The sequence below is a fragment of the Thiomicrorhabdus sp. Milos-T2 genome (assembly GCF_000702325.1).
Classification (GTDB): Bacteria; Pseudomonadota; Gammaproteobacteria; order Thiomicrospirales; family Thiomicrospiraceae; genus Thiomicrorhabdus.
Map to the genome: position 1 here is coordinate 493,084 of NZ_KL370891.1, position 23,830 is coordinate 516,913.

Sequence of the window (23,830 nt, forward strand, 5' to 3'; positions counted from 1 at the left end):
GTTTTGGTTACGTTATGGTATTCAGGTTTGATAAGGAATTATTTATGAGTGAAGACATTCGCTGGAAGCAGCGATATCAAAATTATTTAAAAGCATTAGGTCAATTGTCTTCGGCTTTATCAGCTCATGATAAAACTGCTGAATCGCTTATCAAGGAAGGCATTTTGCAAAGATTTGAATTTACTCATGAACTGGCTTGGAAAGTGATGAAAGACTATTTGGAGTATGAGGGCCACCAGGGTATTACGGGTTCTCGTTCAGCAAGCCGATTGGCGTTTTCTTTGGGGCTTATTGTTGATGGTCAGGTGTGGATGGATATGGTTGAAAGTCGAAACCGAACTGTGCATACGTATGATGAGCGTGTTTTGGAACAAGAGTTTGCAAAGGTACAAAAACATTATGAAAAGGCTTTTCAACAGTTTGCAGAAAAAATGCAGGCATTTTTGTAATGTTTGGTTTGTCTGATCAAACCATATTTTGGATTCGGCAAGTGTTTGCAGGTTATCCTGCAATTAAACAAGTTATTATTTATGGTTCACGTGCTAAAGGGAATTATCGGCCTGGTTCTGATATAGATTTGACACTTATTGGTAATGCCATTGATAATGCGATTTTGAGCCGAGTACTTGTTGATTTAGATGAATTAAATACACCTTATTTAATGGATATTTCTATTTTTGAGCAAATTGAATCACAAGATTTGATTGAACATATTCAGCGAGTCGGTCAAGTTTTTTATGATATTGATTATATTAAAAGCAGTCAAAGTTTTGCATAGTTCTCTAAAAATACAACCAGGATTTAATCTTGAAAAAAATCTTTGATATTTTATTGGCTTTATTCGCCTTAAGCATTCTTTTAATCCCTTCGATTATTGTAGCAATAATGGTTAAGCTTACCTCTAAAGGGCCCATGCTATATTGGTCTGATCGTGTCGGTATAAATAATTCTATTTTTAAAATGCCAAAATTTAGAAGCATGAAGATTGATACGCCTGCCGTCGCAACCCATCTTTTACAAGATCCTAAAAGTGTTTTGACGCCCATTGGCAACTTTTTACGTAAATCTAGTTTAGATGAGTTGCCGCAACTTTGGTGTATTTTGAAGGGCGATATGAGTTTTGTAGGCCCCAGACCTGCGTTGTTTAATCAGGATGATTTAATTGAACTTAGAACCCAAGAGGGTGTGGATAAATTGGTGCCTGGTTTAACAGGTTGGGCGCAGGTTAATGGTCGTGATGAATTGCCAATTCCTGAAAAAGTCGCTTTAGATGTTGAATATATGTCTAAGCAAGGTTTTTGGTTTGATATTTATATTATTTGGCTTACTTTTTTAAAGGTTGTTAAGCGTGATGGAGTGTCGCACTGATGTTTAGTTTAGATTGGTTAGTTCCATTACCGCGTTGGCAAAAAAGAGTAATTTCTGTTGCCACGGATTTTGTAAGCCTTATTTTAATTTCTTTAATCGCAGTATGGCTTCGATTAGGAGCAATTGATATTCCACAGCAATTTGCTTTATCCATTGTTATTTTGCCGTTTTTAGCGTTACCTGTCTTTATTCGTTTAGGTCTTTACCGAGCCGTTGTTCGCTACATTACACACCGTTTTATGTTTACCGTATTCACGGCAGTATCTTTAAGTTTTTTGATTTGGTCAACAGCGATTTTAATGTTGGATTTGGCTTATCCACGTTCTGCATTAATTATTGCCTGGTTAATGGCGATATTGTACATAACCGGTTCACGTTTAATTATTCGTTGGTTCTTACTCAGATTAAATGGCACTAGTGAGCAATCTGATTCTATTGTGATTTTTGGAGCTGGTGATGCCGGTCGTCAATTAATGCAGGCTCTTTCTGGTGTTTCTCATAAAAAAGTGGTGGCATTTATTGATGATGATAAGAGTTTACATCATCAAAAAATTGGTGCGATTAAGGTTTATCAACGTACGGATTTACAAGAGTTAGTTGAGCGTTTTCAAGTAAAAGAGATATTGCTTGCAACACCGGGGATGAATGCTAAACAGCGAAAAGGAGTGTTGAATTGGTTAGCACCTTTTCCTATTAAAGTTTCTACATTGCCAAGTATGGAAGAAATTGTTGATGGAAAAGTCTCTTTTTCTGATGTTAGAGAAGTGAGTATTGAGGATCTTTTAGGAAGAGATGCCGTTCCTGCACAAGATAACCTTTTAAGCCAATGTATAACAGATAAAGTCGTTATGGTGACTGGGGGCGGTGGCTCTATTGGTTCAGAACTTTCTAGAAAAATTTTACGACAACTGCCGAAAAAATTAATTATTTTTGAGTTGAGTGAATTCGCTTTGTACTCGATTCAGCAGGAACTTATTCAACTTATCGCAAAATCAAATCAACAGATAGAGTTAATTTCGATATTAGGCGATGTTAAAAATAAAATTAAGTTAGAAAATCTGGTTAAACAATATCAAGTTGAAACAATTTATCATGCAGCAGCTTATAAACATGTACCTTTAGTCGAACATAATATTACTGAAGGTATTTACAATAATAGCTTTGGTACTTTAACGGTTGCCGAAGTAGCCGCAGAAAATGCAGTTAAAAACTTTGTATTAGTCTCTACAGATAAAGCGGTACGCCCTACTAATTTTATGGGAGCAAGTAAACGCTTGGCTGAGTTAAGTTTGCAAGCATTGCAGGATGAATATCCTAATACTCGTTTTGTTATGGTGAGGTTTGGTAATGTTCTGGGTTCTTCTGGTTCCGTTATTCCATTATTTAAACAACAAATTGCGAATGGTGGCCCTGTAACCGTAACTCATAAAGAGATTACGCGTTATTTTATGACCATTCCAGAAGCCGCCTCTTTGGTGATTCAAGCAGGTTCTATGGGGGTTGGTGGTGATGTGTTTGTTTTAGATATGGGCGAGCCGGTTAAAATAGCGGATTTGGCAGAAAAATTGATTAAACTTTCTGGGTTAGAAATTATAGATACTGAAGGCCATGGCGATATTGAAATTCAATACACTGGATTGCGTCCAGGTGAGAAGTTGTTTGAAGAGTTATTAATTGGTGAAAATGTTGATGGTACAGATCACCCTAGAATTATGAAGGCTCATGAAGATTATCTTGATTATCAATCGTTAAAATTGGAATTGGATTCGATTTCTAAGCTTTTAGAAAACCATGAATATAATATTGTGTCTAAAAAGTTAGAGCAGTTAGTTTCTGGTTTTAAACATTCATCAGGTATTGTAGATTTTATTCAGTAGTCTCTCATACTATTGGTTCAGATCTTTGATTGTGGATTTCTTTTCTAACCATGGATTGCTTCGCTTTGTTCTCGTCTCTACAGCCGAGTTCTTCGTTTCGCAAAGAAGGGCGATTATATTAGGAATATGTAGTTTAGTCATTGCGAGGTCGAAGATAGTGGCAATACAGGGCTCACAATGGATTGTCTGTCTATAGGTTCAAGTCTTTGATTTTGGAGTTACCTTTTCCTCTTTAACCATGGATTGCTTCGCGTTGTTCTCGTCTCTACAGCCGAGTTCTTCGTTTCGCAATGACGATCGATTTTATTAAGAACATTTAGATTCGTCATTGCGAGGAGCGTAGCGACGTGGCAATCCATGGCTTTGGTCAGATTATGTAGTATGACGTTGGTTATGGATTATTGCGCTGTTTTTTTAAATCACAATTCTTGCAAAGGTCTCAAATGTTACTTCTGATGATAAATATTTAATCACTTTTTGATTAATTGTCAGTTTTATCCTACGATCTCTATTTATAAATGTATTAAATACTTTACATTTTGTATTTTTTAAGATATTTTGTATTATATTTTATACATATTGAAGTGCTATGACTTATCTAGAACTTGGGGTGGAGTTAGTTGCTCTACGAAAATCTAAATCGCTTTCTCAGCAAGCACTGGCAGATGCTGTAGGGGTTTCTCGTGCGACTATTAATGCTTTAGAAAAAGGTCGTTCAATTGATATTGGTATTCGTAAGGTGATTAAAATCTTAGAATACTTTGATCAAGAGCTTTGTTTTAAACAAAAAACGCATTTTCCTACTTTTGATGAGTTGAAAAATGAGCAATAAATTAGATGTTGTTGTTTTAGATTCGGTTGCTGGAAAGCTCGTTAAAACCGAATCAGAGGTTGTTTTTAATTACTTGTCAAACTGTCATTCAGAGCAGTTTGTATCTTTGACCATGCCTGTAAGAGAGAAAAGTTATGTCAATACTCAATTGCACCCTATATTCGAGATGCACTTGCCTGAAGGCTATTTGCTTTCGATTATCAAAAAACATTTTGCCAAAATAACCGACACAGATGACTTTGGTCTTCTAACACTGTTATCTGGCAGTATTCTAGGAAGGGTTGAATATCACTCAAAAGATTCTCCAAGTTCGATCCCTTTTTATTTAGAAGATCTCTTACACCCCAATACACCTCAATTATTTGATGAACTTGTCAGTAGATTTGCCTTGAATTCTCCTTTGAGTGGCGTTCAACCAAAAGTGCTTGCTAAAGTGGAGGACAAAGCCTCTTTAAAACTGGAGGATTACATAGTTAAAACCTGGGGGAATGACTATCCACACTTAGCATTAAATGAATACTTGTGTATGTTTGCAGTTAAAGAAGCGGGAATTGTGGTTCCAGAGTTTTATCTATCTGACGATGATCAGTTTTTTATTATGAAACGTTTTGATATTCAAGATGATGGTACTCCGCTTGGTTTTGAAGATATGTGTGTGCTTCAAGCGAAACAAAGGGATGATAAGTATAAAGGGAGTTATGAGCAAGTTGCTAAGAGTCTTCGATTATTTAGCTCTAGTCATCTTAGGCTAAAATCATTAACACAGCTTTATAAGATGATTGTGATGAATAACTTATTACAAAATGGAGATGCGCATCTTAAAAACTTTGGTGTTTATTATTTAAATATCAATCAAATTGAAATTGCCCCAGCGTATGATGTTGTGAGTACCACGGCTTACATTAAAAACGATATACCTGCTTTAACGTTATTTGGTTCTAAGCGTTGGCATGCTAAAGATAAATTGATACGATTTGGTATAGACTCCTGTAGCTTAAGTAATAAGCAGGCTTTAGAACATTTTGAAGAATGCTTAACGGGTATAAAAGCTTTATTACTTAAAGTTAATCAACGACTAAGTTCTGAGTGTGAGCATGATAAAGTTAAAATACTCATGCATCTTAAAGAAATTGCAGTAAAGGCATTAAGGTAAACTCTTGCACAAACATATCTTGAATTCGCATATTAATGCTTAACACAAAATTGATTTTATACTTATTTGACGTGTTTAAATCTTATCTAGGTGTAAATAGTGCTTAATTTATCTTCTGGGTTATGTTATCTTAATTTTTGTCTTTGAATCAATTCAATGGCTTAGTTTAATGAATCATAATTTTGGAGAATGGCATGGTAATTAAAAATCGTATTTTCGTCTTTTTGTTTAGTGTTTTATCAATTTTAAGTTTTTCTGTCTCTGCAAGCCCTGTTAATGTTAATTCTGCCTCTGTTGACGAGATTTCTTCAGCACTTTCTGGTGTTGGGCCTGCTAAAGCCATGGCGATATCTGAGCATTGCAAAAAGATGAACTGCTCTAAGCCAGAAGATCTTTTAGAGGTTAAAGGCATTGGTGAGAAGACGCTTACTAAAATTTCAGCTGATTTACGCTTTAAAGACAAATAATAATGCAGCACTTTTCGAAAGTGTCAGAATTGCAAAGCAACCATAAAGACCTGGTCAATAAACCAGGTTTTTTGGTTTTTATGGTTCTACTATTGAGTGTTTTCTATTTACAGCCAGTATTAGCAAAAGAAAAACCACAATTAATGTTGTTAAAAACTTATCAACCAGGCCTGGATGTTTCGGGTTGGGTGATGAGTGAGAAACTTGATGGAGTTCGTGCTTATTGGGACGGCAAGCATCTAATAAGTCGACAAGGCAATATTTTTAATACGCCAAAATGGTTTACTCAAAACTTTCCACCGTTTGAGTTAGACGGTGAACTCTGGTTGGCAAGAGGTAAGTTTCAAGAAACCGTATCGATTGTTCGTCAAAAAATGCCTGATAATCGTTGGAAACAGATTACCTATAATATTTTTGAAGTACCCAATCAAAAAGGCGGTTTGTTAGAAAGACTCTCGGTATTAAGGTCTTTTCTAAAGCATAATGCCAATTCATTTATTAAAATCATAGAACAAAAAAAGATTCAGTCTAATCAAGATGTGAAGATAAGGCTTAAGCAAATATTGGCAATAGGTGGTGAAGGTTTGGTGGTTAGAAACCCCACTACGATTTATCAAACAGGACGTTTATCAACGGCTTTAAAAATCAAACAAAAACAAGATGCAGAGTGTATTGTTAAGTCTTACACAAAAGGTCAGGGTAAATTTACAGGCCTGGTAGGGGCCGTTGAATGCGAACTGATACCCGAGCAGATAGAAAGATTGTTTATAAAGTTGAATCCAGCGAAGCAACAGATTATTAAAGTAGGGAGCGGTTTAACCAATAAACAAAGATTACATCCCCCTAAAATTGGCAGTGTGATTACTTTTCAGTACATGGGTTTGACGCAAAAAGGTTTACCACGTTTTCCTGTTTTTTTAAGAGAGCGTTTAGCTAGACCGTAAGATTTATTTTATTCGTGCAACCATCTCGTGCAAATCACTCATTAAGTGTATGATAATAAAAAACTTACAAGAGGTTTAATTATGGCTTTAGCTTATAGCGAACATTACACCGTTAGAGATTACCAATTATGGGAAGGGGACTGGGAGCTTATTTATGGAGCACCTTATGCAATGGCTCCATCACCGAGTATCTCTCATCAACGAATAGAAAAATATATTATGTTGCAAATGGATCAAGCTTTAAAACCTTGTGATAATTGCGAGGTTTTGGCTGAAGTAGACTGGCAGAGTTCTGATGATACTGTGGTTCGTCCAGATATCTTAATTGCTTGCAATATTCAGGGTGAAAAACTAACTAAAACGCCTGAGTTAATTGTTGAAATTGTTTCGCCTACATCTGCAAAGCGTGATGAATTAACTAAATTTGAACTTTATCAACAAGAAGGGGTGAAATTTTATATTTTGGCCTATCCAGAAGAAAAAGTAGCTAAGGTTTATCGTCTGCATGAAGGGCGTTTTATCAAAGAAGCCGATTTTAGTAATGAGCAGTTTGATTTTAAGATTAAAGAGTGTGACTTAAGTATCAATTTTGGCCAGATATGGCGTGATTAGACATTTTGAATGGATATTTATGATAAGTTTTTTGGTAAATATTTAATAGCCAGGCCTGGTAAAGTGATTATAAAGAATTTCTAAAACTTACCAGATACCGTGTTTGATTTTCATAGTCAAGCACCAATCTTATATTCTGGATCAAAGGGTTTACCACTCTTCAGAATAGCATAAACCAGATGAATTAATTTGCGCATTACCGCGGCAACTATCTTCTTACCTGCAACCCCTCTTTTTCTCAGATTGTCTGCAAAGGATTTTAAGACAGGGTTGTATGCAATACTATTTACCGCAGGCATGTAGAGACACTTCCTTAAATTTGCATTGCCCATTTTTGAAAGCGATGAGCGATTTAAACTACTACCCGATTGCTGTATTTGTGGAACAAGACCAGAGTAACAGGCTAAGGCCTTTGCATTATCAAAACGATAAATGTCTTTGATATGAGTGATGAGTTCAATCGCTGTTTTTTCACCCAGTCCTTTAATGGACGTTAATAATGCCATCTGCTTAGCCAATTCAACATCCTGTTGAACGCAGCCTTTCATTTGGGATTGAATCTTTTCAATCTGCTTTTCTAACTGTTTAATCTGAGCTTTTTGAATTTTCTGTACTTCTTTTTCTGTCAAACTTTGCATTTGGTTTTTAATGCGGGTTTTTGTTTGAATTAACAAGGATTGAAGTGCTGAGAACTCTTGTAGCTTAGCGATAATCGGACTGTCAGGCTGCCAAGGTTTGAGTTTGTGTACTTCACAAAAATCTGCGATGAGCTTAGCATCTTCACTGTCTGTTTTAACACGCTTTAGTTTGGATTGAGCATAATGTTTGATTTTAAATGGGTTGATCACATACACAGGGTATTCTTGTTCATAAAGATACAAGGCTAATCCTAAATAGTATTTGCCTGTGGCTTCCATTGCGATGTGTGGAGAATCAAAAACACTAAGCCACTTGATAAACTTTTTAAACCCCGCTGGGGTGTTATTAAAAGTGACACTTTGCTTTTGAGTTGAAACCGCCACGTCAAAGGTGTCTTTACTGATGTCTATGCCGATGTATATTTTCATGTTCGAAATACCTATTTTATGCTAGGATTTAATTTCGTTTAGTAAGTTCACACTATGGCTGTACTAACCTTATGAATACAGGCTAGGAGTCTTGTCCTGCCTAAGATACCGTTCAGTTTATAGTGTGTGGGGATAAAGGTCTTAATCTGATAACCTGGATCACTCTGGGTGTCATTGGCCTGGTAGCAAGATCTCTTTATCCCTTTACTAAGCGTCCTTAATAAATTCTCCACTTCTGGAGAACACTTTCAACATATAAGGCCTGGTTATTTATTAATGATTAAGCTTTCATAAATGCTTCAACACGGTCAAGTGCATTAATTAAGTTTTCCATGCTGGTTGCAAAAGAAAAACGCATATGTTTATCTGCACCAAAAGCTGAACCTGGAACGGCAGCAACTAATTGTTGTTCTAAAATGTCAGCTACAAAGTCAGCATCGGTTTGATAGCTTTTCATCTGCATCGCTTCTGAGATGTCCATAAATGCATAAAATGCCCCGTCTGCATGAATACATTTAAAACCAGGTAAAGCATTGATACGCTCAACCACATATAAATGACGTTTTTTAAACTCAATCAACATAGTTTGAATACATTCTTGTGGACCATTTAAAGCTTCAACTGCCGCCGCTTGCGAAATTGAACAAGGGTTAGAGGTGCTTTGTGATTGAACCTTACGCATGCCGGCAATTAACTCTACCGGTCCACCTGCATAACCAATTCGCCAACCTGTCATTGAATAAGCCTTAGAAACGCCATTCATTACTATAGTTCGGTCATATAGCTCTGGACAGACTTCTAAGATATTAGTGAACGTGGCATCACTTAGCATAATGTGTTCATACATATCATCAGAGGCAATAATAATATTAGGGTGATTCATTAACACATCACTAATAGCCTTTAACTCATCAGCAGAATACACCGCTCCAGTTGGGTTAGAAGGGCTGTTTAAAACTAGCATTTTTGTTTTAGGGGTGATAGCTGACTCTAGCTGAGTAGCGGTTATTTTAAAACCTTGTTCAATCCCCGCTTCAATAATCACGGGTTCGCCACCACCCAATAAAGCCATATCGGGATAAGAGACCCAATAAGGAGCAGGAATAATGACTTCATCCCCATCATTTAAAGCCGCCTGGCAAAGGTTGTAAAAACTTTGTTTACCACCCGAAGAGACTAGGATTTGATTCATTTCATAATTTAGGCCATTATCGCGCTTAAATTTTGCTTGAATGGCTTCTTTTAAATCTGCGGTACCATCGACTGCTGTATAACGAGTTTGACCATTTTGAATTGCCGCAATCCCAGCCGCCTTAATATGATCTGGCGTGTCAAAATCAGGTTCACCAGCCCCTAGGCTAATAATATCTTTACCAGCACGTTTTAGTTCTTGAGTTTTTGCGGTGATTACCAGGGTAAGCGAAGGTTGGACACGTTTGACACGATCAGATAATTTGGCCATTGATTGGGTTTCTCCACAGAGTTTTGAGCAGGTATAATACAAAGCTTAGTTGTAAAAATGAGTGAAAGTTGCCATTTGAACAACGCAGCTGATTGAAGAACGAGTATGTTCTGCTCAAAAAGTTAGTTATTCTCTTCATTCTACTGGAAGTTATAGGTATTTTTAAAGGAAAAAATGTGTCAAAAGCGTTTGAATTAGTTTCACCGTACGAACCAAATGGCGATCAGCCAACGGCAATAGCGGAATTGGTTGAAGGAATTCAGGATGGAGAAGCCTATCAGACCCTATTAGGAGTAACGGGGTCTGGCAAAACATTTACCATTGCTAACGTGATTAAAACAGTACAACGTCCTACGATTATTTTGGCTCATAACAAAACCTTAGCGGCGCAGTTATATGGTGAAATGAAGAGTTTTTTTCCGAATAATGCGGTGGAATATTTTGTTTCATATTATGACTATTACCAGCCCGAAGCTTATGTTCCCGCTTCTGATACCTATATTTCTAAAGATTCATCCGTTAATGAACAAATTGAACAGTTGCGATTATCAGCCACCAAAGCATTACTTGAGCGTGAAGATGTTATTTTGATTGCCACTGTTTCAGCCATCTATGGTTTGGGGGATCCTGAAATGTACCTCAAGATGATTTTGCAGTTGCGTCTAGGCGATAAAATTACTCAACGTGATATTTTAACGCGATTAACCTCAATGCAATACAACCGTAATGATGTGGAATTGTGGCGGGGTACTTTTAGGGTGCGAGGTGATGTGATTGACGTCTTTCCTGCGGAAGCGGAAGAGTATGCAGTACGTATTGAATTGTTTGATGACGAAGTTGAAAGTATTGCTTGGTTTGACCCTTTAACCGGAGAAGTTTTGACAAGACCAACGCGTATAACGGTTTACCCAAAATCGCACTATGTAACACCACGCGAACGTGTTTTAGAAATGGTAGAAAAGGTCAAGGTTGAACTTAAAGACCGATTAGAAGAGTTAAGGTCAATGAGTAAATTGGTTGAAGCACAGCGTTTGGAAGAGCGAACAAAATTAGATATAGAGATGATGGTAGAACTGGGTTATTGCACCGGGATTGAAAACTATTCTCGTTATTTATCTGGACGTAATGCTGGTGAATCTCCACCCACTCTAATGGATTATTTCCCAAAAAATTCATTATTGGTGATTGATGAAAGTCACGTTACCATTCCTCAAATTGGGGGGATGTATAAAGGTGACCGCTCAAGAAAAGAGAACTTAGTTGGTTATGGTTTTCGCTTGCCGTCGGCTTTAGATAACCGCCCAATGATGTTTGAAGAGTTTGAACGGGCCATGCCACAAGCGATTTTTGTATCAGCAACACCTGCTAAATACGAGGCTGAGCATTGCTCTACGATGGTTGAGCAAGTGGTACGTCCAACGGGGTTATTAGACCCTATTATTGAAGTAAGACCCGCCACCACTCAGGTCGATGATTTATTGGGTGAGATTAGATGGCGTGCCGATTTAGGACAAAGAATATTGGTAACGACCTTAACCAAACGCATGGCTGAAAACCTGACTGAGTATTTTGAAGACCACAATGTGCGTGTGCGCTATATGCACTCAGATATTGATACAGTAGAACGTATAGAGATTATTCGTGATTTACGTTTGGGTGAGTTTGATGTGTTGATTGGGATTAACTTATTGCGAGAAGGTTTGGATATTCCAGAAGTGGCCTTAGTGGCCATTTTGGATGCCGATAAAGAAGGTTTTTTACGTTCAGAGCGTTCACTCATTCAGACAATAGGGCGAGCGGCACGTAATGTTGAAGGTAAAGCGATTTTGTATGCCGATAAAATTACCAAATCAATGAAAACTGCCATCGATGAAACCGAACGACGAAGAGCGAAGCAGATTCAATACAACCTAGACAATGGAATTACCCCACAAGGTCTCAATAAAAAAGTAAGCGATATCCTAGAAGATTCACCCTATGCAGCCAAAACTACCAGGCCTGGTAATCATAAAAAAGTGGCACAAAATACGGCAGAATATAACACTCAAAAACCGATGACACCGGCAGAAATGGCAAGCCATATTAAACAAGTTGAAAAGCAAATGTATAAAGCCGCTAAAGAGTTAGATTTTGAAACGGCAGCTCATTTACGTGATGAGCTTAAATCATTGAAAAGTAATATGGTTGGTATAGGTGATTTACGTTAAAATACATCGTTATTTTTATTTTTTGGTCAAGTTTATATTTATGTTTTTATCTCCAATGATTCAACTCTTTTTTGTTAAGCCATCTATAAAGCCTTTTGTTAAGCTCAAAGCTTGGTTGCCGATTCTACTGGTCACCCTATGTTTGCCGCTAACTTCTCAGGCTAACGCGGTCGATAACAAAAAACTTTCAGCACAAGCTGAAACCTTTCAAAAAGGACTAGATGCTGCACATAATGGTCAATTAGATAGTGCTTTGACAACTTGGGAAGGCTTGAATAAATCGGGGGATTTAATTCCCGAATTAAAACGCGCATTAGAAAATAATATTGCCGTTATTTTGATAAAACAAAAAAAATATGCCGAAGCTAAAAAGCGATTAGATGAAGCTTTGCAGGCAGATGCCCAAGTCTCCACCACTTTAGCAAACCTTAACCAACTTTATGCTTATGATGCACAACAAGCTTATCAACGAATTTTTAAAGAAACACCCGTCAATTCACCTCAAGGAAAATGGTTATATTTTGATATTAAGCAAGCTCACTTGCCTACCAATAATGTCATTATTGATGCTGAAAATGCAGATGCCGTAAGAGTGGTGAAAAACAGGTTAGAACAATGGCGTCAGGCCTGGTCGGCACAAGATGTCGCAGGTTATCTTAGTTTTTATGATGAAAAGGCTTTTATTCCTAAAGACGGAATGAGTTTTAACACTTGGAAAAAAAGCCGTTATCGTAATTTACAAAAACCCAAGTTTATTAAAGTGTTTTTAGATAAAATTCAGATTACTCCGATTTCATCTACCATGGTTAGAACCCGAGTTTACCAACGTTATCATTCAGACCGTTTTAAGGACGATGTTTACAAGGTTTTACTTTGGCAAAAGCATGATGGACAGTGGAAAATTGTCCAAGAGGTAGTAATGTATAATGGTCACTAAACCAAAACTTAATGCACTTACAGTTATTAGATATATGAAAACAAAGAATCGCGTTAAAAATTTGTTAACAACATTGTTGTTTACCGGCTTAGGCTTTCAGGCTTCACTTGTTCAAGCTGATGAAGTGGTTAAAGTCGAAAAACAGTTGCTTTCAAGCTTAAGTGCTATCAATAGCTTAGAGTTAGATAAGGCATTATCGAATGTAACCGATTTACAACAACATAATCCAAAATATAAGCTTGCTCAATTACTAACAGCCGATCTGATGGCGGCTAAAGCGGGTCAGTTTAAACTGGTAAAACAAGTTCATCAAAACCATGCTAAATCGGTTAATACTTTGCTGGATGAAGCAGAGGTTCGTTGGCAGTTTTCAAAAGAGAGCTTAAACCATTCAACGGGGTTTGATGATTTTGTTCTCAAGAGCGCACAACAAAATCTTATTTTGGTCTCTTTACAAGAGAGCCGTTTATACCTCTATGATAAAAATGATAAAGGCCAAATGGTTCGAGTGGCTGATTATTACGTCACTATGGGTAAAAAAGGCAGTGGGAAACAACGAGAAGGTGATCAAAGAACGCCGATTGGGGTTTATCATTTAGTCGATTTACTTCCTGGCAATACCCTTCCTGATTTATACGGCGTTGGTGCTTTGCCTTTAAATTATCCTAATATTTGGGATAAATCTCATGGTAAGACCGGTTCAGGTATTTGGTTGCATGGGGTACCTAGTAACACCTATACAAGAGCCCCTAAGGCGAGTCGTGGCTGTGTGGCCTTGAATAATAAGGCGATGAAACGTTTACTATCAGAATATAGTATGCCTTATTCAACGCCGGTTGTGATTGTCGATCAAAAGCAAGCGCCGTTAGGTGTCTCGCAAACTAAAGAATCTTTATTAGCGGATGTAAAAACTTGGTTGCAAGACAATCATGAAAAAGTTGATTGGCAAAAGGTTAGTGTTTTTAAATACCCGAATGAAAAAAATCTCTACTATATTACCTTTCCAGGAAAAGTTGAGAATACGCTTACTCAGCAATTTTGGCAAAGAGATCCAGATGGAGATTGGAAAGTGGTTGTTCAATCAGAAGGCTCTATTCAGGTTGCATCTAAGTAATTGAAACCTTTGCAAGGGTCGATGAATAGTTAAAAAAGGCTATAATTCTCTATCTTCAGCCTAAAAATCCCACCCAATAGCTTGTTTAAGAATTATTTTTTATTTCTGAGGTGCTTAATATTGAAGCTTGGACAAACGCCATTAGTCCCCTTGTAATAAATGGTGCAAGGTTCTTAGTGTAGTGAACGGTAAAAAAACGCTGCTGTTTGAGCGAAGCGAGTTCAGCGTTTTCAGTTCACAAGCTTAGAATTTGCCTATTTATGGAGTGGGGTTTGTTTTTTGGTTACTTTTTGCCAAATTGCAAAAAGTGACGGGAAGCCTGTTTAACAGGATTTAAGACAAAGGCGTAATATTTAAAAAGGCTTCTCAATCGCTGTCTGATTAAACCTAAGCTTTTACATCTAAAGAACCTTTCATTTTTTTCTTACATCAAAGACCCTTGTAAAGGTCTTAGTTGAATCTTAATAACTATAGAACAACTTAGGTTGTTTATTTTGTGAAACTAAAAAAGCGATTAGTTGACAAAGCAGTCATGAATTAAAAATTTATGAATTAAGGCTTATCAGGTTTATTGGTGTTTGTAACCTTATTCATGACCGTTTTATCAGAAAGCTTTTGATTCAAGGCTTGCTTAGCTTCAGAGGTTTTTTGAGCTTGAATTTTGGAAATAGTCCAGTGTTCAAGGTCTTTCCACATTTTGTAAATCTCTTTTTGGGTTGGCATAGAGCCTGCAGATCGTAGTTCTAAGGTGAGTACTGGAATATTCAAATACTCACCAGCATAACGCCCCAACGAGCCCGGATAAGTACCGAGTTCTCTATGTTTCAAAGCTCCAATTCTATTTGGTACTGCATGTTCTGGTCCATCATAATCTAATAATCCATAAGGCGCATGTACTGAAATAATGGCATCGGGCTTAAACTCTTCTATAGTTTTTACTAACCACTGTGTTTCGGGTTCCGAATTCGCTGCCTTACCAGGATAGCGACGTTTATTCTTTTTATAATATTTTTTCCAGTATCGAATTGCTAGTTCACCCCAATCTGGAGAGGGGAAGTTGCGGTTTAAATCGGTGTTATTGGCATTGATTCGAGTAGCAGGGGTTCTAAAAAGACCATCTGGATTCACTAAAGGATAAAAAAGCCAATGCTGGCGGTTTTCCTTTTGGTGTTTAATCATGTTTTGCATCCATAAGTAAGTCATGCTGATAGCGGAATACTCATCACCATGAATTCCACTAATAAACAAAATACGACCTTCAGGAGACCCTTTGATGACTTTAGCGGGTTTGAAATGACGCTGTGTTAATACACGACCTTTTACACTTTTGGCACCACTGGTTTCTAAACCTAATTTCATGCAGCCTTGATATTTTACGGTGCGTAACTTTCGAGACCATTCTTTACAGAACTCTTTAATAGCAGGATCCTCTGCTTGTATTTCAGTAGAGTGGTTATGAGTTTTATTTGCGGCAAGCGCATTAATTGACCAGGCCTGGTAGATGGTTAAGGTGATTAACCCTAAAAATTTTATAAACATAGATAAACTTTATTCTTCTTTTAAACTAAACTTAATGGCTTCTGATGATAAATCACCATCGTCATCGTTTGGGGTTGGTAGTTTACTATTTAATTTGATATTAAGGCGTAAATCATTCATTGAATCGGCGTTACGTAGTGCATCTTTATAGTTAATTAAGCCATTTTCGTATAGATCAAACAGAGCTTGGTCAAAAGTTTGCATACCTAAAGCGCCAGAATTATGCATGATTTGTTTAATTTCACTTACTTTTCCATGAAAAATTAATTCTGAAATACGTGGAGAGTTAATTAATACTTCAACTGCAGCAATCAGTCCGCCACCAATTTTAGGAATAAGTCTTTGTGAAACCACGGCTTTAAGGTTGAGCGATAAATCTAGCAGGATATGCCCACGGTGGTCGGCAGGGAAAAAGTTAATAATACGATCTAAGGTTTGGTTGGTATTGTTGGCGTGTAAAGTAGAGAGACATAAATGACCGGTTTCTGAAAAAGCAATCGCGTGTTCCATGGTCTCTCGGCTACGAATCTCACCAATTAAAATAACATCAGGTGCTTGTCGTAAGGTGTTCTTTAGTGCGTTTTCGTAACTATCGGTATCTACCCCCACTTCACGTTGTGTGACTATGCTTTTTTTGTGACTATGGATAAATTCGATAGGGTCTTCAATGGTAATAATATGTCCGTCTTTAGTGGAGTTTCTTACGTCAACTAAGCTGGCCAAGGTGGTTGATTTACCAGAACCGGTTCCTCCAACAATCAGCACTAAACCATGCTTTTCCATAATGGATTCTTTGATAATGCTAGGTAGGTTAAGTTTATCAAATTCAGGAATATCGGTATGAACGGAACGAATGACCATGCCTGGTGTGCCACGTTGCATAAAAACGTTAACACGATAACGACCCACACCACTAATTTGGTAAGCAAAGTTACTTTCGTGCGTATTTTGAAAAGTGCTCAATTGATCATGGTTCATCATCTTATGAGAGAGTTGAACCGCCATAGCGGCGGTGATTTTATCTTCAGTAAGTGAAATTAATTTTCCATCCTTTTTCATTGTCGCTGGGCGGCCAGGGGTAATGAAAAGGTCAGAACCTCCATTATTGGTAAAAAAAACTAATAATTTATCTAACTCTGAAAGATGTGTTGTATCAACCATGGCAATATCCTTTTAACGCATTTACGCAAAAGCAGCTTTATTGGCTGCTTTAGAGCGTGCATCATCACGCGTGATTAAGTTTTTGTTGACTAAGTCTAGTAGGTTTTGATCCATTGTTTGCATACCAAGTTGCTTAGACGTTTGTATAACGGAGAACATTTGCGGTACTTTGGCTTCTCGAATTAGGTTACGAATTGCTGAATTCACCAACATGATTTCATGAGCTGCGATTCGCCCCCCCGTCGTTTTCTTTAACAGCGTTTGAGAGACAACGGCTCTAAGTGATTCGGATAGCATTGAGCGCACCATCTCTTTTTCTTCCGCAGGAAATACATCAATAACACGGTCAATCGTTTTGGCTGCTGAACTGGTGTGCAAGGTGCCAAAAACTAAATGGCCTGTTTCTGCTGCAGTTAGAGCAAGTCTAATGGTTTCTAAATCACGTAACTCACCAACTAATATAACATCAGGATCTTCACGTAAGGCAGAACGCAAGGCATTGGTAAAGCTTTGAGTATCTCTATGAACTTCACGCTGGTTAATTAAAGAACGGATCGGTTGGTGAACAAATTCTATTGGATCTTCTACGGTAAGGATATGGGCAGGATCTTTTTTATTTATAAAATCAACCATGGCGGCGAGGGTGGTAGATTTACCAGAACCTGTTGGTCCAGTCACTAAGACTAAACCGCGAGGGAAGCTGGAGATGTCTTTAAATATCTCAGGTGCGCCAAGCTCATCAAGCGTAATGATATTACTAGGAATGGTACGAAATACTCCACCAATTCCACGGTTGTGCATAAAAATATTAGCACGAAAACGAGCGATATTTGGAAGCTCAAATGAAAAATCCGCTTCTAAAGAGGATTCAAAGCCACGTCGCTGTTCGTCACTCATGATGTCATATATCATGGTTTGTAACTGCTCAGCTTCAAAACTGGGTGCCTCAATGCGTTGGATATCACCATTTATTCGAATAATGGGGGGTTGTCCGGTAGAAAGGTGCAAATCTGAAGCACCTTGTTGAACACTAAATTCTAATAGTTGAGTAATATCCATTTATAACTCCATTTTTTTGCGTTTGAAAGCTACCAGGCCTGGTGTATTTTAAAAACTTATTCAAAACCAATTTTATGAACAGTGGGTTCAATGCCCGCTTGTTTATAGAGTTTCCAGCGTTCACGCCCCATTTTAATAAGGTAGTCTGATTGATCTAATACTTCAATCGTACGCTGATATTGATTATGAATAGTCGGAAACTCAGGGTGTAGATTAATTAATACATCTTTACACTTTAGACTAATTTGTTCACCATAAAGTTGAATAGGAGCATTAACATTGTTTTCCAAACCATGATGAATAAAGCTTTGAGGTTTGGCATCCCAAAGCGTTAAGTCATAACGAGTTGCATCTGCTTGATTAGCAAAACGCACATCACATAAACGTTTTTGCTTCCAAATCGTATTCAGTAATTTACTGAGGAAGGCTTCACGTTCTGCAGGTTGATTGCTATTTAAAACGTAAAACAAAACATCGGCTTGAGTTTGCGTTTTGTTTGCCGACGTTTGTTCAGAAGAGGAACTTGTCATGGTTGATGTTACCTTAACCCGCTTGTTTTAGTAAATATTCAACTAAAGCTGGAACCGGACGACCAGTAGCCCCTTTATCTGCGCCGCTGACCCATGCTGTTCCAGCAATATCTAAATGAGCCCAGTCAACGTCTTGGGTATAACGTGCTAAAAATTGTGCTGCGGTAATTGAACCAGCCGCACGACCACCAATATTTGCCATGTCTGCAAAGTTAGATTTAAGCTGTTCATCCCACTCTTCACCTAAAGGTAGCTGCCAAAAACGGTCGTAAGTGCTTTGACCTGCTGCCAATAACTCATTTACTAAGTCTTGATTATTACCCATAATGGCTGAAACATGGTGTCCTAAGGCGATAATACAAGCGCCGGTTAGGGTTGCCAAATCAATCACTTTTGCTGGTTGGTAGGTTTGCTGTGCATAAGTTAAAGCATCACAAAGAATTAAACGGCCTTCAGCATCCGTGTTTAACACTTCAATGGTTTGTCCAGATAAGGAGGTAACGACATCACCCGGTTTAACCGCGTCACCAGAAGGCATATTTTCTGTTGATGGAATAACACCAACAACATTAATGTTAGGTTTTAGTTCACCCAATGCTTTAAATACACCTAAAACCGTGGCGGCGCCACCCATGTCGTATTTCATCTCATCCATCGCTTGACCAGGCTTTATAGAGATACCACCCGTATCAAAAGTTACCCCTTTACCCACTAGCGCAATAGGAGCTTCACCAGACTTACCGCCTTGGTATGAAAGACAAATCATTTTAGGTGGAGTACTACTTCCTTGAGCAACCGACATAAATGAACCCATGCCCATTTCAATCATCTCATCGCGTTCTAGAATGTTTACATCATAGCCATAATCTTTACCCAATTGAATTGCCGTTTCTGCAAGGTAGGCCGGTGTACAAAAGTTGCTTGGCATATTAGCTAAATCTTGCGTTAACGCCATACCTAAAGCGGTAGATTGACCTTGTTTTGCTGCCAATGATTGCTCTGCACAAGGAAACACCATGTTTTCTAGTTTGGGCTCTTTAACAGGGTGCTCTCCACGACTTTCGTGACTATAATCGTAAAAACTCTTTTGAAAAACTTGTGCAATTTGCATGACCGACCAGGCCTGGTGGTTTGTTGTAATATTTGCAGGGGCAACAAAAACTAAAGCATTAACCGTATTAATGGAACCGCAATGATCCAAAGCATCCGCAGTCGCTTTAAGCGATGTTAAATAACTTTTTGTGGTTAGTTTGTCTGTTTCACCCATACCGACTAACAATAAACGTTTGATAGTGAAGTCTTTTGGCTTAATTAAAAGTAAGGTTTTACCGACTTTACCAGAGAAATCGCCATCAGAATAAAGGCCTTCAACAAAGCTTTCTATTTCAGGCAGGCTTGGAATGTTTTCAATACCTTGAGGTAATTTCCCAGAAGAGGTAACGGGTAATATAAGGGTGTCGATATTGCTAAGCTCAGTATTAAAAGAAAAATGAAGTGATTTCATGTACAAACGGCCTTTTGTTTATGTCACCCACCTAGGGTTGGGTATAATGTTCTGAATAAAAATGTTTTAAAAATATTTATTAACCCATTTTAATATGAGTGAAGCCGTTTTTGCGAATTCTCGACAAATATATTTTAAAAGAACTCCTTTTGACCTTTTTAGCGGTTTTGATTGTTCTACTTTTAATTACGTTTGGTAGTGAAGCTACTAAGCTTTTAGCCGATGCCATGCAAGGTAAAATTCCTGCCTCTGTTGTGCTACAAGTGTTGTTACTTAAAATTCCTCCCGCTCTTGAAATTATTTTGCCATTAGTCGCTTTGATTAGTGTGATGCTAGCGGTTGGTCGGCTTTATCAAGATCAGGAAATGGTCGTTTTAAACAGTTGTTCTATTGGTCCGGATTATTTCAAGCGAATTGTATTTATATTCTTAATTCCAATCGCGCTTATCACGGCATGGATTAGTTTGAATGTCTCTCCTTGGAGTTATCAGCAAGAGCGTATTTTAATTAGTGAAGCACAAACCATTTCTCCAGTCGCCGGCTTAGTGCCTGGTAAATTTAATCCATTGCCTAATAATCAGGGTGTGCTTTACACCAAGAGCATTTCTAAAAATGGGCAAATGGAGTCTGTCTGGTTAAAGTATCACAATAAAGAAAACGACCTTATTCTTGTTGCACCTGTAGGGCGTTTTGAATGGATAGATAATCGAGTCGTTCTAGTTTTGGAAAATGGATATAGTTATCGAAATTTACATGCTAACAAGGAGGTTAGCGTGCAACAATTTGCAAGATTTGAAGGTTATTTACCTGAATTGGCTCCTAGCAAGTTAAGGCCTAAGGTATTTGAAAAAACGACTTATGAGTTAATGCAATCCAAAAGTTTAGAAGAGCTTGCTTTATTACAGTGGCGATTAGTCACCCCATTTGGCATTGTTGTTTTGGGTCTGTTGGGTTTAAAAATGAGTCGTACGGGTCCAAGAGAAGGGCGTTTTGCTAAGCTATTTATCGCTTTGGTTTTATATATTGTTTATAACCAATTATTAGTTTTGGGTCGTGAAGGTATTGCAAATGGTGGCTGGCCTGTTTGGCTTGGTCTGTGGCCGGTAATCGTTGTCTTTTTGTGGTTCGCGATTACGGATACTCATTTAAATAAACCAAAGTCATGGCTACCTTTGATTAAAGGAGCAAAATAACAATGAATAGAATTGAGCGTTATTTAGGCGGCGTTGTTGTTAGTTATTCCTTGTTAGTCATGCTGGTTTTGATGGTGATTTTTTCATTTTTTGAATTTATGAATCAAGTCGCTAAATTAAATGAGACTTACACCATTGGATTAGGCGCCCTATATACCTTGTTAAAAATTCCGGTTTATAGTTTTGAATTGTTTCCAATTGTATTATTGATTGGGACATTAATGGGTCTAGGAAGCTTAGCTAATCAATCAGAGCTCACAATATTAAGAGTGACAGGTTGGTCCATTAAACGTATTTTGTGGGCCGTATTAAAAACGGCGTTTTTAATGTGGATAGTCATGGCGTTAATTGGCGAATTTGTTGCCCCTCAAAGTGAAGCTTATGCCAAAAAAATGCGTGCTGAAGCCTTAAATCAGAGTTTTTCAATAGGTTCTTCAAGCGGTTTATGGGTTAAAGATGAGTCTCGCTATATTCATGTCGGGCGCATTATCTCAAGCCAAGAGCTAAGAAATATTCAAATTTATGATTTAGAAAACGGTCATGTAAAGGGGCTTGTTCAAGCCAATCAAGCGACTTATGAAAATAATCAGTGGCTTTTTAAAAAGGTAAAACAAATCGATTTAGACTTAATTCCGGCAGATAACCTTTTACCAGAGCGCATTCGATATAGTCGTCATGATTTAAAAAGGGTGACTGAACATTTTCCGCTAAAACCTCAAGACTTGACCAAACTGGATATTGAAAGCCGATATTTAAGTGCTTGGGATTTATATCATTATGTTCAGTTTTTAGAAGACAATGGCTTGGATGCAAGTAGCTATGTACTGTCCTTGTGGCGTAAAATTGCGACACCTTTAGTCGTGTTAGCGATGATTGTCGTGGTATTCCCGTTAATATTTGGTTCTATGCGTCAGGTGAGCGTTGGGCAACGTATTTTTTTAGGGGTATTAATTGGAATGGGCTTTAATTTGATTAACCAGCTCATAGGTAATATCTCTGTGGTTTATCAATTGCCAATTGTCTTAGGAGCGATTGGACCCTCCATTATCTTGCTGTTGTTATCTTGGTTCTGGCTAAGAAAAATCGATTAGAACAACTATGCTGGAGCCGCTGGTCGGTCAATGCTCAGCTTGAAATCATAAGCTTCATGCTCGTATTTGTAACGCGAATTTTTTGGTTAAAGATAGATTATCCAGTCAAGCTGGATAATGACAAGAATTGTGGTCTTGAAAATTGTGGTCTTGAGGCTTGATAGGGTTTGGAGTATTGGGTATTTATTAGGTATTAGGTATTAGGTATTAGGTATTTGGTTGCCCCGTCATTCCCGTACTTGACTCGGGAATGTTTTGGGTAGGAGAAATGCTTTCTGCAAACTATCTATAAATCTTTACTATAAATCTTTGCTATAAATAATTTCTTCAATCTCTTTGACTTTTTGATCTACCAGGCCTGGGTTAGCTCTAGATTCAACGTTTAAACGTAGTAAAGGTTCTGTATTTGATAAACGAATGTTCATTCGCCATTCGGCAAACTCTAAACTAATGCCATCTGTTTCATCTAATATTGGGTTTTCGGGGCCATATTTAGCTTGAATAGCGGTTAATATCTTTTGGCTATCTTTTACCTTGTAATTAATTTCACCACTACAAGGGTAGGCTTTCATTCTTTCTTCAATGAGTTGTGAAAGAGACTTGCCTGTTTTACCCATAAGCTCGGCAATAAGTAACCAAGGTATCATGCCGCTATCACAGTAGAAAAAGTCTCTAAAATAATGGTGAGCAGACATCTCACCGCCATAAATAGCATCTTCTTTACGCATACGTTCTTTAATAAACGCATGTCCTGTTTTAGATTGAATCGGCACTCCACCCGCTTGCTTAACCTGGTTAATGGTGTTCCAGGTTAAGCGTGGATCATGCACGATTTTTTCACCAGGATTATTTTTTAATAATGTCTCAGCTAAGAGCCCAACTAAATAGTAACCTTCAATAAATTGCCCGTGTTCATCAAACAAGAAGCAGCGGTCAAAATCACCATCCCAAGCAACCCCCATATCGGCTTTTTGCGCCACAATAGTTTCAGAAGTAATAGCGCGATTTTCAACAATCATTGGATTGGGTACACCATTAGGAAAGTTTCCATCTGCTTCATGATTTAGTTTAGTTACATTAAAAGGGAGCTTTTCCGCTAGGCAATCAAAAGCAGGGCCAGCAGAACCGTTACCCGCATTTACAACAATATTTAGTTTAGGTAGATTGGCAACATCGACATAGGTCAGAAGATGTTCAATATAAGCGGTTTTATCTTTTTTATATTCCAATAGGCCTTTTTCAGAAGGGAATTCTGCAAAGTTTTGATCTATTACACGTTGTTCAATGGCTTTTAATCCAGAATCACCACTAATGGGTTGCGAGCCTTTAGAAACTAATTTCATACCGTTATAACCTTTTGGGTTATGGCTAGCAGTAATCATGATTCCACCATCAGCTTGATAATGGCTGGTTGCAAAATAGACTTCTTCAGTTCCACATAAGCCAAGGTGAATAATATTCACCCCTGAATCAAGTAATCCATTACATAATGCGGTTGATAGGCCAGGGCTTTCAAGGCGAATATCATGCCCGATAATCATTGTTTTTGGCTTAAATTCACTCGCAAAAGCTCGCCCAATTTTATAGGCTAAATCATCATTTAAATCTTGAGGAACAATGCCACGAATGTCGTAGGCTTTAAATGCATTAAGTTTAGTAGGGTTTGAGGTGCTCATGAGAAAAATCTCTTAATTTGATAAGTGTTAATTTAAT

At 37.8% G+C, this 23,830-nt stretch carries 22 protein-coding genes; 14 read left to right on the forward strand and 8 right to left on the reverse strand.

Annotated elements, in window-relative coordinates; genetic code table 11:
• Window positions 1-44: 44 nt before the first annotated feature.
• The 9 genes from BS34_RS0102120 to BS34_RS0102160 all read left to right on the forward strand — a co-directional run bounded on the left by BS34_RS0102120 (window position 45) and on the right by BS34_RS0102160 (window position 7,253).
• Entirely contained in the window at window positions 45-449 is a 405-nt protein-coding gene (locus BS34_RS0102120) for a nucleotidyltransferase substrate binding protein (RefSeq protein ID WP_029406907.1), read from the forward strand.
• On the forward strand, window positions 449-778 hold the full coding sequence (locus BS34_RS0102125) for a nucleotidyltransferase domain-containing protein (RefSeq protein ID WP_029406908.1): 330 nt from the start codon (window positions 449-451) through the stop codon (window positions 776-778). Before BS34_RS0102120 ends, BS34_RS0102125 begins: the two co-directional genes overlap by 1 nt.
• 29 nt (window positions 779-807) lie before the next feature.
• Window positions 808-1,368 carry a sugar transferase gene (locus BS34_RS0102130; RefSeq protein WP_029406909.1) on the forward strand — a complete coding sequence of 187 codons (561 nt, stop codon included), beginning with the start codon at window positions 808-810 and terminating at the stop codon, window positions 1,366-1,368.
• Entirely contained in the window at window positions 1,368-3,245 is a 1,878-nt protein-coding gene (locus BS34_RS0102135) for a polysaccharide biosynthesis protein (RefSeq protein WP_029406910.1), read from the forward strand. Before BS34_RS0102130 ends, BS34_RS0102135 begins: the two co-directional genes overlap by 1 nt.
• Window positions 3,246-3,834: 589 nt before the next feature.
• The gene (locus BS34_RS0102140; RefSeq protein ID WP_029406911.1) at window positions 3,835-4,077 is read left to right on the forward strand and encodes a helix-turn-helix transcriptional regulator; all 243 of its coding nucleotides are present in this window, start codon (window positions 3,835-3,837) and stop codon (window positions 4,075-4,077) included.
• Window positions 4,067-5,230 (forward strand): type II toxin-antitoxin system HipA family toxin, encoded by a 1,164-nt coding sequence (locus BS34_RS0102145; RefSeq protein WP_029406912.1) that lies wholly within the window; start codon window positions 4,067-4,069, stop codon window positions 5,228-5,230. The genes BS34_RS0102140 and BS34_RS0102145 overlap by 11 nt, the downstream gene beginning before the upstream one ends.
• 194 nt (window positions 5,231-5,424) lie before the next feature.
• Window positions 5,425-5,697, forward strand: coding sequence for a ComEA family DNA-binding protein (locus BS34_RS0102150; RefSeq protein WP_051640639.1), 273 nt, complete (start codon window positions 5,425-5,427; stop codon window positions 5,695-5,697).
• A 2-nt stretch (window positions 5,698-5,699) separates the two neighbouring features.
• Window positions 5,700-6,641, forward strand: a complete 942-nt coding sequence (locus BS34_RS0102155; RefSeq protein WP_233993124.1) for a DNA ligase — start codon at window positions 5,700-5,702, stop codon at window positions 6,639-6,641.
• Between the two features lie 81 nt (window positions 6,642-6,722).
• Complete coding sequence (locus BS34_RS0102160) at window positions 6,723-7,253, forward strand: Uma2 family endonuclease (RefSeq protein ID WP_029406915.1); 531 nt, start codon at window positions 6,723-6,725, stop codon at window positions 7,251-7,253.
• A 116-nt stretch (window positions 7,254-7,369) separates the two neighbouring features.
• On the opposite strand, the gene BS34_RS0102165 is transcribed toward BS34_RS0102160, so the two are convergent.
• Both BS34_RS0102165 and BS34_RS0102170 read right to left on the reverse strand, forming a co-directional pair.
• Window positions 7,370-8,320: an IS110 family RNA-guided transposase gene (locus tag BS34_RS0102165; protein ID WP_029406916.1), complete on the reverse strand. Its 951-nt coding sequence runs from the start codon at window positions 8,318-8,320 to the stop codon at window positions 7,370-7,372.
• Between the two features lie 280 nt (window positions 8,321-8,600).
• Window positions 8,601-9,782 (reverse strand): pyridoxal phosphate-dependent aminotransferase, encoded by a 1,182-nt coding sequence (locus tag BS34_RS0102170; RefSeq protein WP_029406917.1) that lies wholly within the window; start codon window positions 9,780-9,782, stop codon window positions 8,601-8,603.
• A 176-nt stretch (window positions 9,783-9,958) separates the two neighbouring features.
• Here BS34_RS0102170 and uvrB point away from each other — a divergent pair, with 176 nt between their 5' ends.
• Genes uvrB through BS34_RS12115 form a run of 3 tightly spaced genes read left to right on the forward strand, consistent with a single transcriptional unit; the run spans window position 9,959 to window position 14,040 of the window.
• A complete protein-coding gene (gene uvrB / locus BS34_RS0102175) occupies window positions 9,959-11,989 on the forward strand; it encodes an excinuclease ABC subunit UvrB (protein ID WP_029406918.1) in 2,031 nt (676 codons plus the stop codon).
• A 40-nt stretch (window positions 11,990-12,029) separates the two neighbouring features.
• Window positions 12,030-12,926 (forward strand): L,D-transpeptidase Cds6 family protein, encoded by an 897-nt coding sequence (locus BS34_RS0102180; protein WP_038126231.1) that lies wholly within the window; start codon window positions 12,030-12,032, stop codon window positions 12,924-12,926.
• Window positions 12,927-12,960: 34 nt separating this feature from the next.
• A complete protein-coding gene (locus BS34_RS12115; RefSeq protein WP_158660959.1) occupies window positions 12,961-14,040 on the forward strand; it encodes a L,D-transpeptidase family protein in 1,080 nt (359 codons plus the stop codon).
• A gap of 552 nt (window positions 14,041-14,592) precedes the next feature.
• On the opposite strand, the gene BS34_RS12120 is transcribed toward BS34_RS12115, so the two are convergent.
• Genes BS34_RS12120 through BS34_RS0102210 form a run of 5 tightly spaced genes read right to left on the reverse strand, consistent with a single transcriptional unit; the run spans window position 14,593 to window position 19,833 of the window.
• Complete coding sequence (locus BS34_RS12120; RefSeq protein ID WP_084151544.1) at window positions 14,593-15,579, reverse strand: M14 family zinc carboxypeptidase; 987 nt, start codon at window positions 15,577-15,579, stop codon at window positions 14,593-14,595.
• A 9-nt stretch (window positions 15,580-15,588) separates the two neighbouring features.
• Window positions 15,589-16,740, reverse strand: a complete 1,152-nt coding sequence (locus tag BS34_RS0102195; RefSeq protein ID WP_029406922.1) for a PilT/PilU family type 4a pilus ATPase — start codon at window positions 16,738-16,740, stop codon at window positions 15,589-15,591.
• A gap of 21 nt (window positions 16,741-16,761) precedes the next feature.
• Window positions 16,762-17,799, reverse strand: a complete 1,038-nt coding sequence (locus BS34_RS0102200; protein WP_029406923.1) for a type IV pilus twitching motility protein PilT — start codon at window positions 17,797-17,799, stop codon at window positions 16,762-16,764.
• 56 nt (window positions 17,800-17,855) lie between these two features.
• On the reverse strand, window positions 17,856-18,329 hold the full coding sequence (locus BS34_RS0102205) for a DNA polymerase III subunit chi (protein WP_029406924.1): 474 nt from the start codon (window positions 18,327-18,329) through the stop codon (window positions 17,856-17,858).
• Window positions 18,330-18,342: 13 nt separating this feature from the next.
• Complete coding sequence (locus BS34_RS0102210) at window positions 18,343-19,833, reverse strand: leucyl aminopeptidase (protein ID WP_029406925.1); 1,491 nt, start codon at window positions 19,831-19,833, stop codon at window positions 18,343-18,345.
• A gap of 98 nt (window positions 19,834-19,931) precedes the next feature.
• Between BS34_RS0102210 and lptF the strand changes: the two genes are divergently transcribed.
• Together lptF and lptG are read left to right on the forward strand one after the other, a co-directional pair.
• Complete coding sequence (lptF, locus tag BS34_RS0102215; protein WP_255327149.1) at window positions 19,932-21,026, forward strand: LPS export ABC transporter permease LptF; 1,095 nt, start codon at window positions 19,932-19,934, stop codon at window positions 21,024-21,026.
• Window positions 21,027-21,028: 2 nt separating this feature from the next.
• Entirely contained in the window at window positions 21,029-22,117 is a 1,089-nt protein-coding gene (gene lptG, locus BS34_RS0102220) for an LPS export ABC transporter permease LptG (protein ID WP_029406927.1), read from the forward strand.
• A 299-nt stretch (window positions 22,118-22,416) separates the two neighbouring features.
• Here the strand turns inward: lptG and BS34_RS0102225 are convergent, their stop codons facing one another.
• Window positions 22,417-23,793 carry a phosphohexomutase domain-containing protein gene (locus BS34_RS0102225; RefSeq protein WP_029406928.1) on the reverse strand — a complete coding sequence of 459 codons (1,377 nt, stop codon included), beginning with the start codon at window positions 23,791-23,793 and terminating at the stop codon, window positions 22,417-22,419.
• Window positions 23,794-23,830 lie beyond the last annotated feature (37 nt).

Bases quoted from the DNA above. Each gene is read 5' to 3' on its own strand.
- BS34_RS0102125 (WP_029406908.1), top strand. From the start codon at position 449: ATGTTTGGTTTGTCTGATCAAACCATATTTTGGATTCGGCAAGTGTTT.
- BS34_RS0102155 (WP_233993124.1), top strand. From the start codon at position 5,700: ATGCAGCACTTTTCGAAAGTGTCAGAATTGCAAAGCAACCATAAAGAC.
- BS34_RS12115 (WP_158660959.1), top strand. From the start codon at position 12,961: ATGAAAACAAAGAATCGCGTTAAAAATTTGTTAACAACATTGTTGTTT.
- BS34_RS0102150 (WP_051640639.1), top strand. From the start codon at position 5,425: ATGGTAATTAAAAATCGTATTTTCGTCTTTTTGTTTAGTGTTTTATCA.
- lptG (WP_029406927.1), top strand. From the start codon at position 21,029: ATGAATAGAATTGAGCGTTATTTAGGCGGCGTTGTTGTTAGTTATTCC.
- BS34_RS0102195 (WP_029406922.1), bottom strand. From the start codon at position 16,740: ATGGTTGATACAACACATCTTTCAGAGTTAGATAAATTATTAGTTTTT.
- BS34_RS0102140 (WP_029406911.1), top strand. From the start codon at position 3,835: ATGACTTATCTAGAACTTGGGGTGGAGTTAGTTGCTCTACGAAAATCT.
- BS34_RS12120 (WP_084151544.1), bottom strand. From the start codon at position 15,579: ATGTTTATAAAATTTTTAGGGTTAATCACCTTAACCATCTACCAGGCC.
- BS34_RS0102145 (WP_029406912.1), top strand. From the start codon at position 4,067: ATGAGCAATAAATTAGATGTTGTTGTTTTAGATTCGGTTGCTGGAAAG.
- BS34_RS0102210 (WP_029406925.1), bottom strand. From the start codon at position 19,833: ATGAAATCACTTCATTTTTCTTTTAATACTGAGCTTAGCAATATCGAC.
- BS34_RS0102165 (WP_029406916.1), bottom strand. From the start codon at position 8,320: ATGAAAATATACATCGGCATAGACATCAGTAAAGACACCTTTGACGTG.
- BS34_RS0102120 (WP_029406907.1), top strand. From the start codon at position 45: ATGAGTGAAGACATTCGCTGGAAGCAGCGATATCAAAATTATTTAAAA.
- BS34_RS0102225 (WP_029406928.1), bottom strand. From the start codon at position 23,793: ATGAGCACCTCAAACCCTACTAAACTTAATGCATTTAAAGCCTACGAC.
- BS34_RS0102170 (WP_029406917.1), bottom strand. From the start codon at position 9,782: ATGGCCAAATTATCTGATCGTGTCAAACGTGTCCAACCTTCGCTTACC.
- BS34_RS0102205 (WP_029406924.1), bottom strand. From the start codon at position 18,329: ATGACAAGTTCCTCTTCTGAACAAACGTCGGCAAACAAAACGCAAACT.
- BS34_RS0102160 (WP_029406915.1), top strand. From the start codon at position 6,723: ATGGCTTTAGCTTATAGCGAACATTACACCGTTAGAGATTACCAATTA.
- BS34_RS0102180 (WP_038126231.1), top strand. From the start codon at position 12,030: ATGTTTTTATCTCCAATGATTCAACTCTTTTTTGTTAAGCCATCTATA.
- BS34_RS0102135 (WP_029406910.1), top strand. From the start codon at position 1,368: ATGTTTAGTTTAGATTGGTTAGTTCCATTACCGCGTTGGCAAAAAAGA.
- BS34_RS0102200 (WP_029406923.1), bottom strand. From the start codon at position 17,799: ATGGATATTACTCAACTATTAGAATTTAGTGTTCAACAAGGTGCTTCA.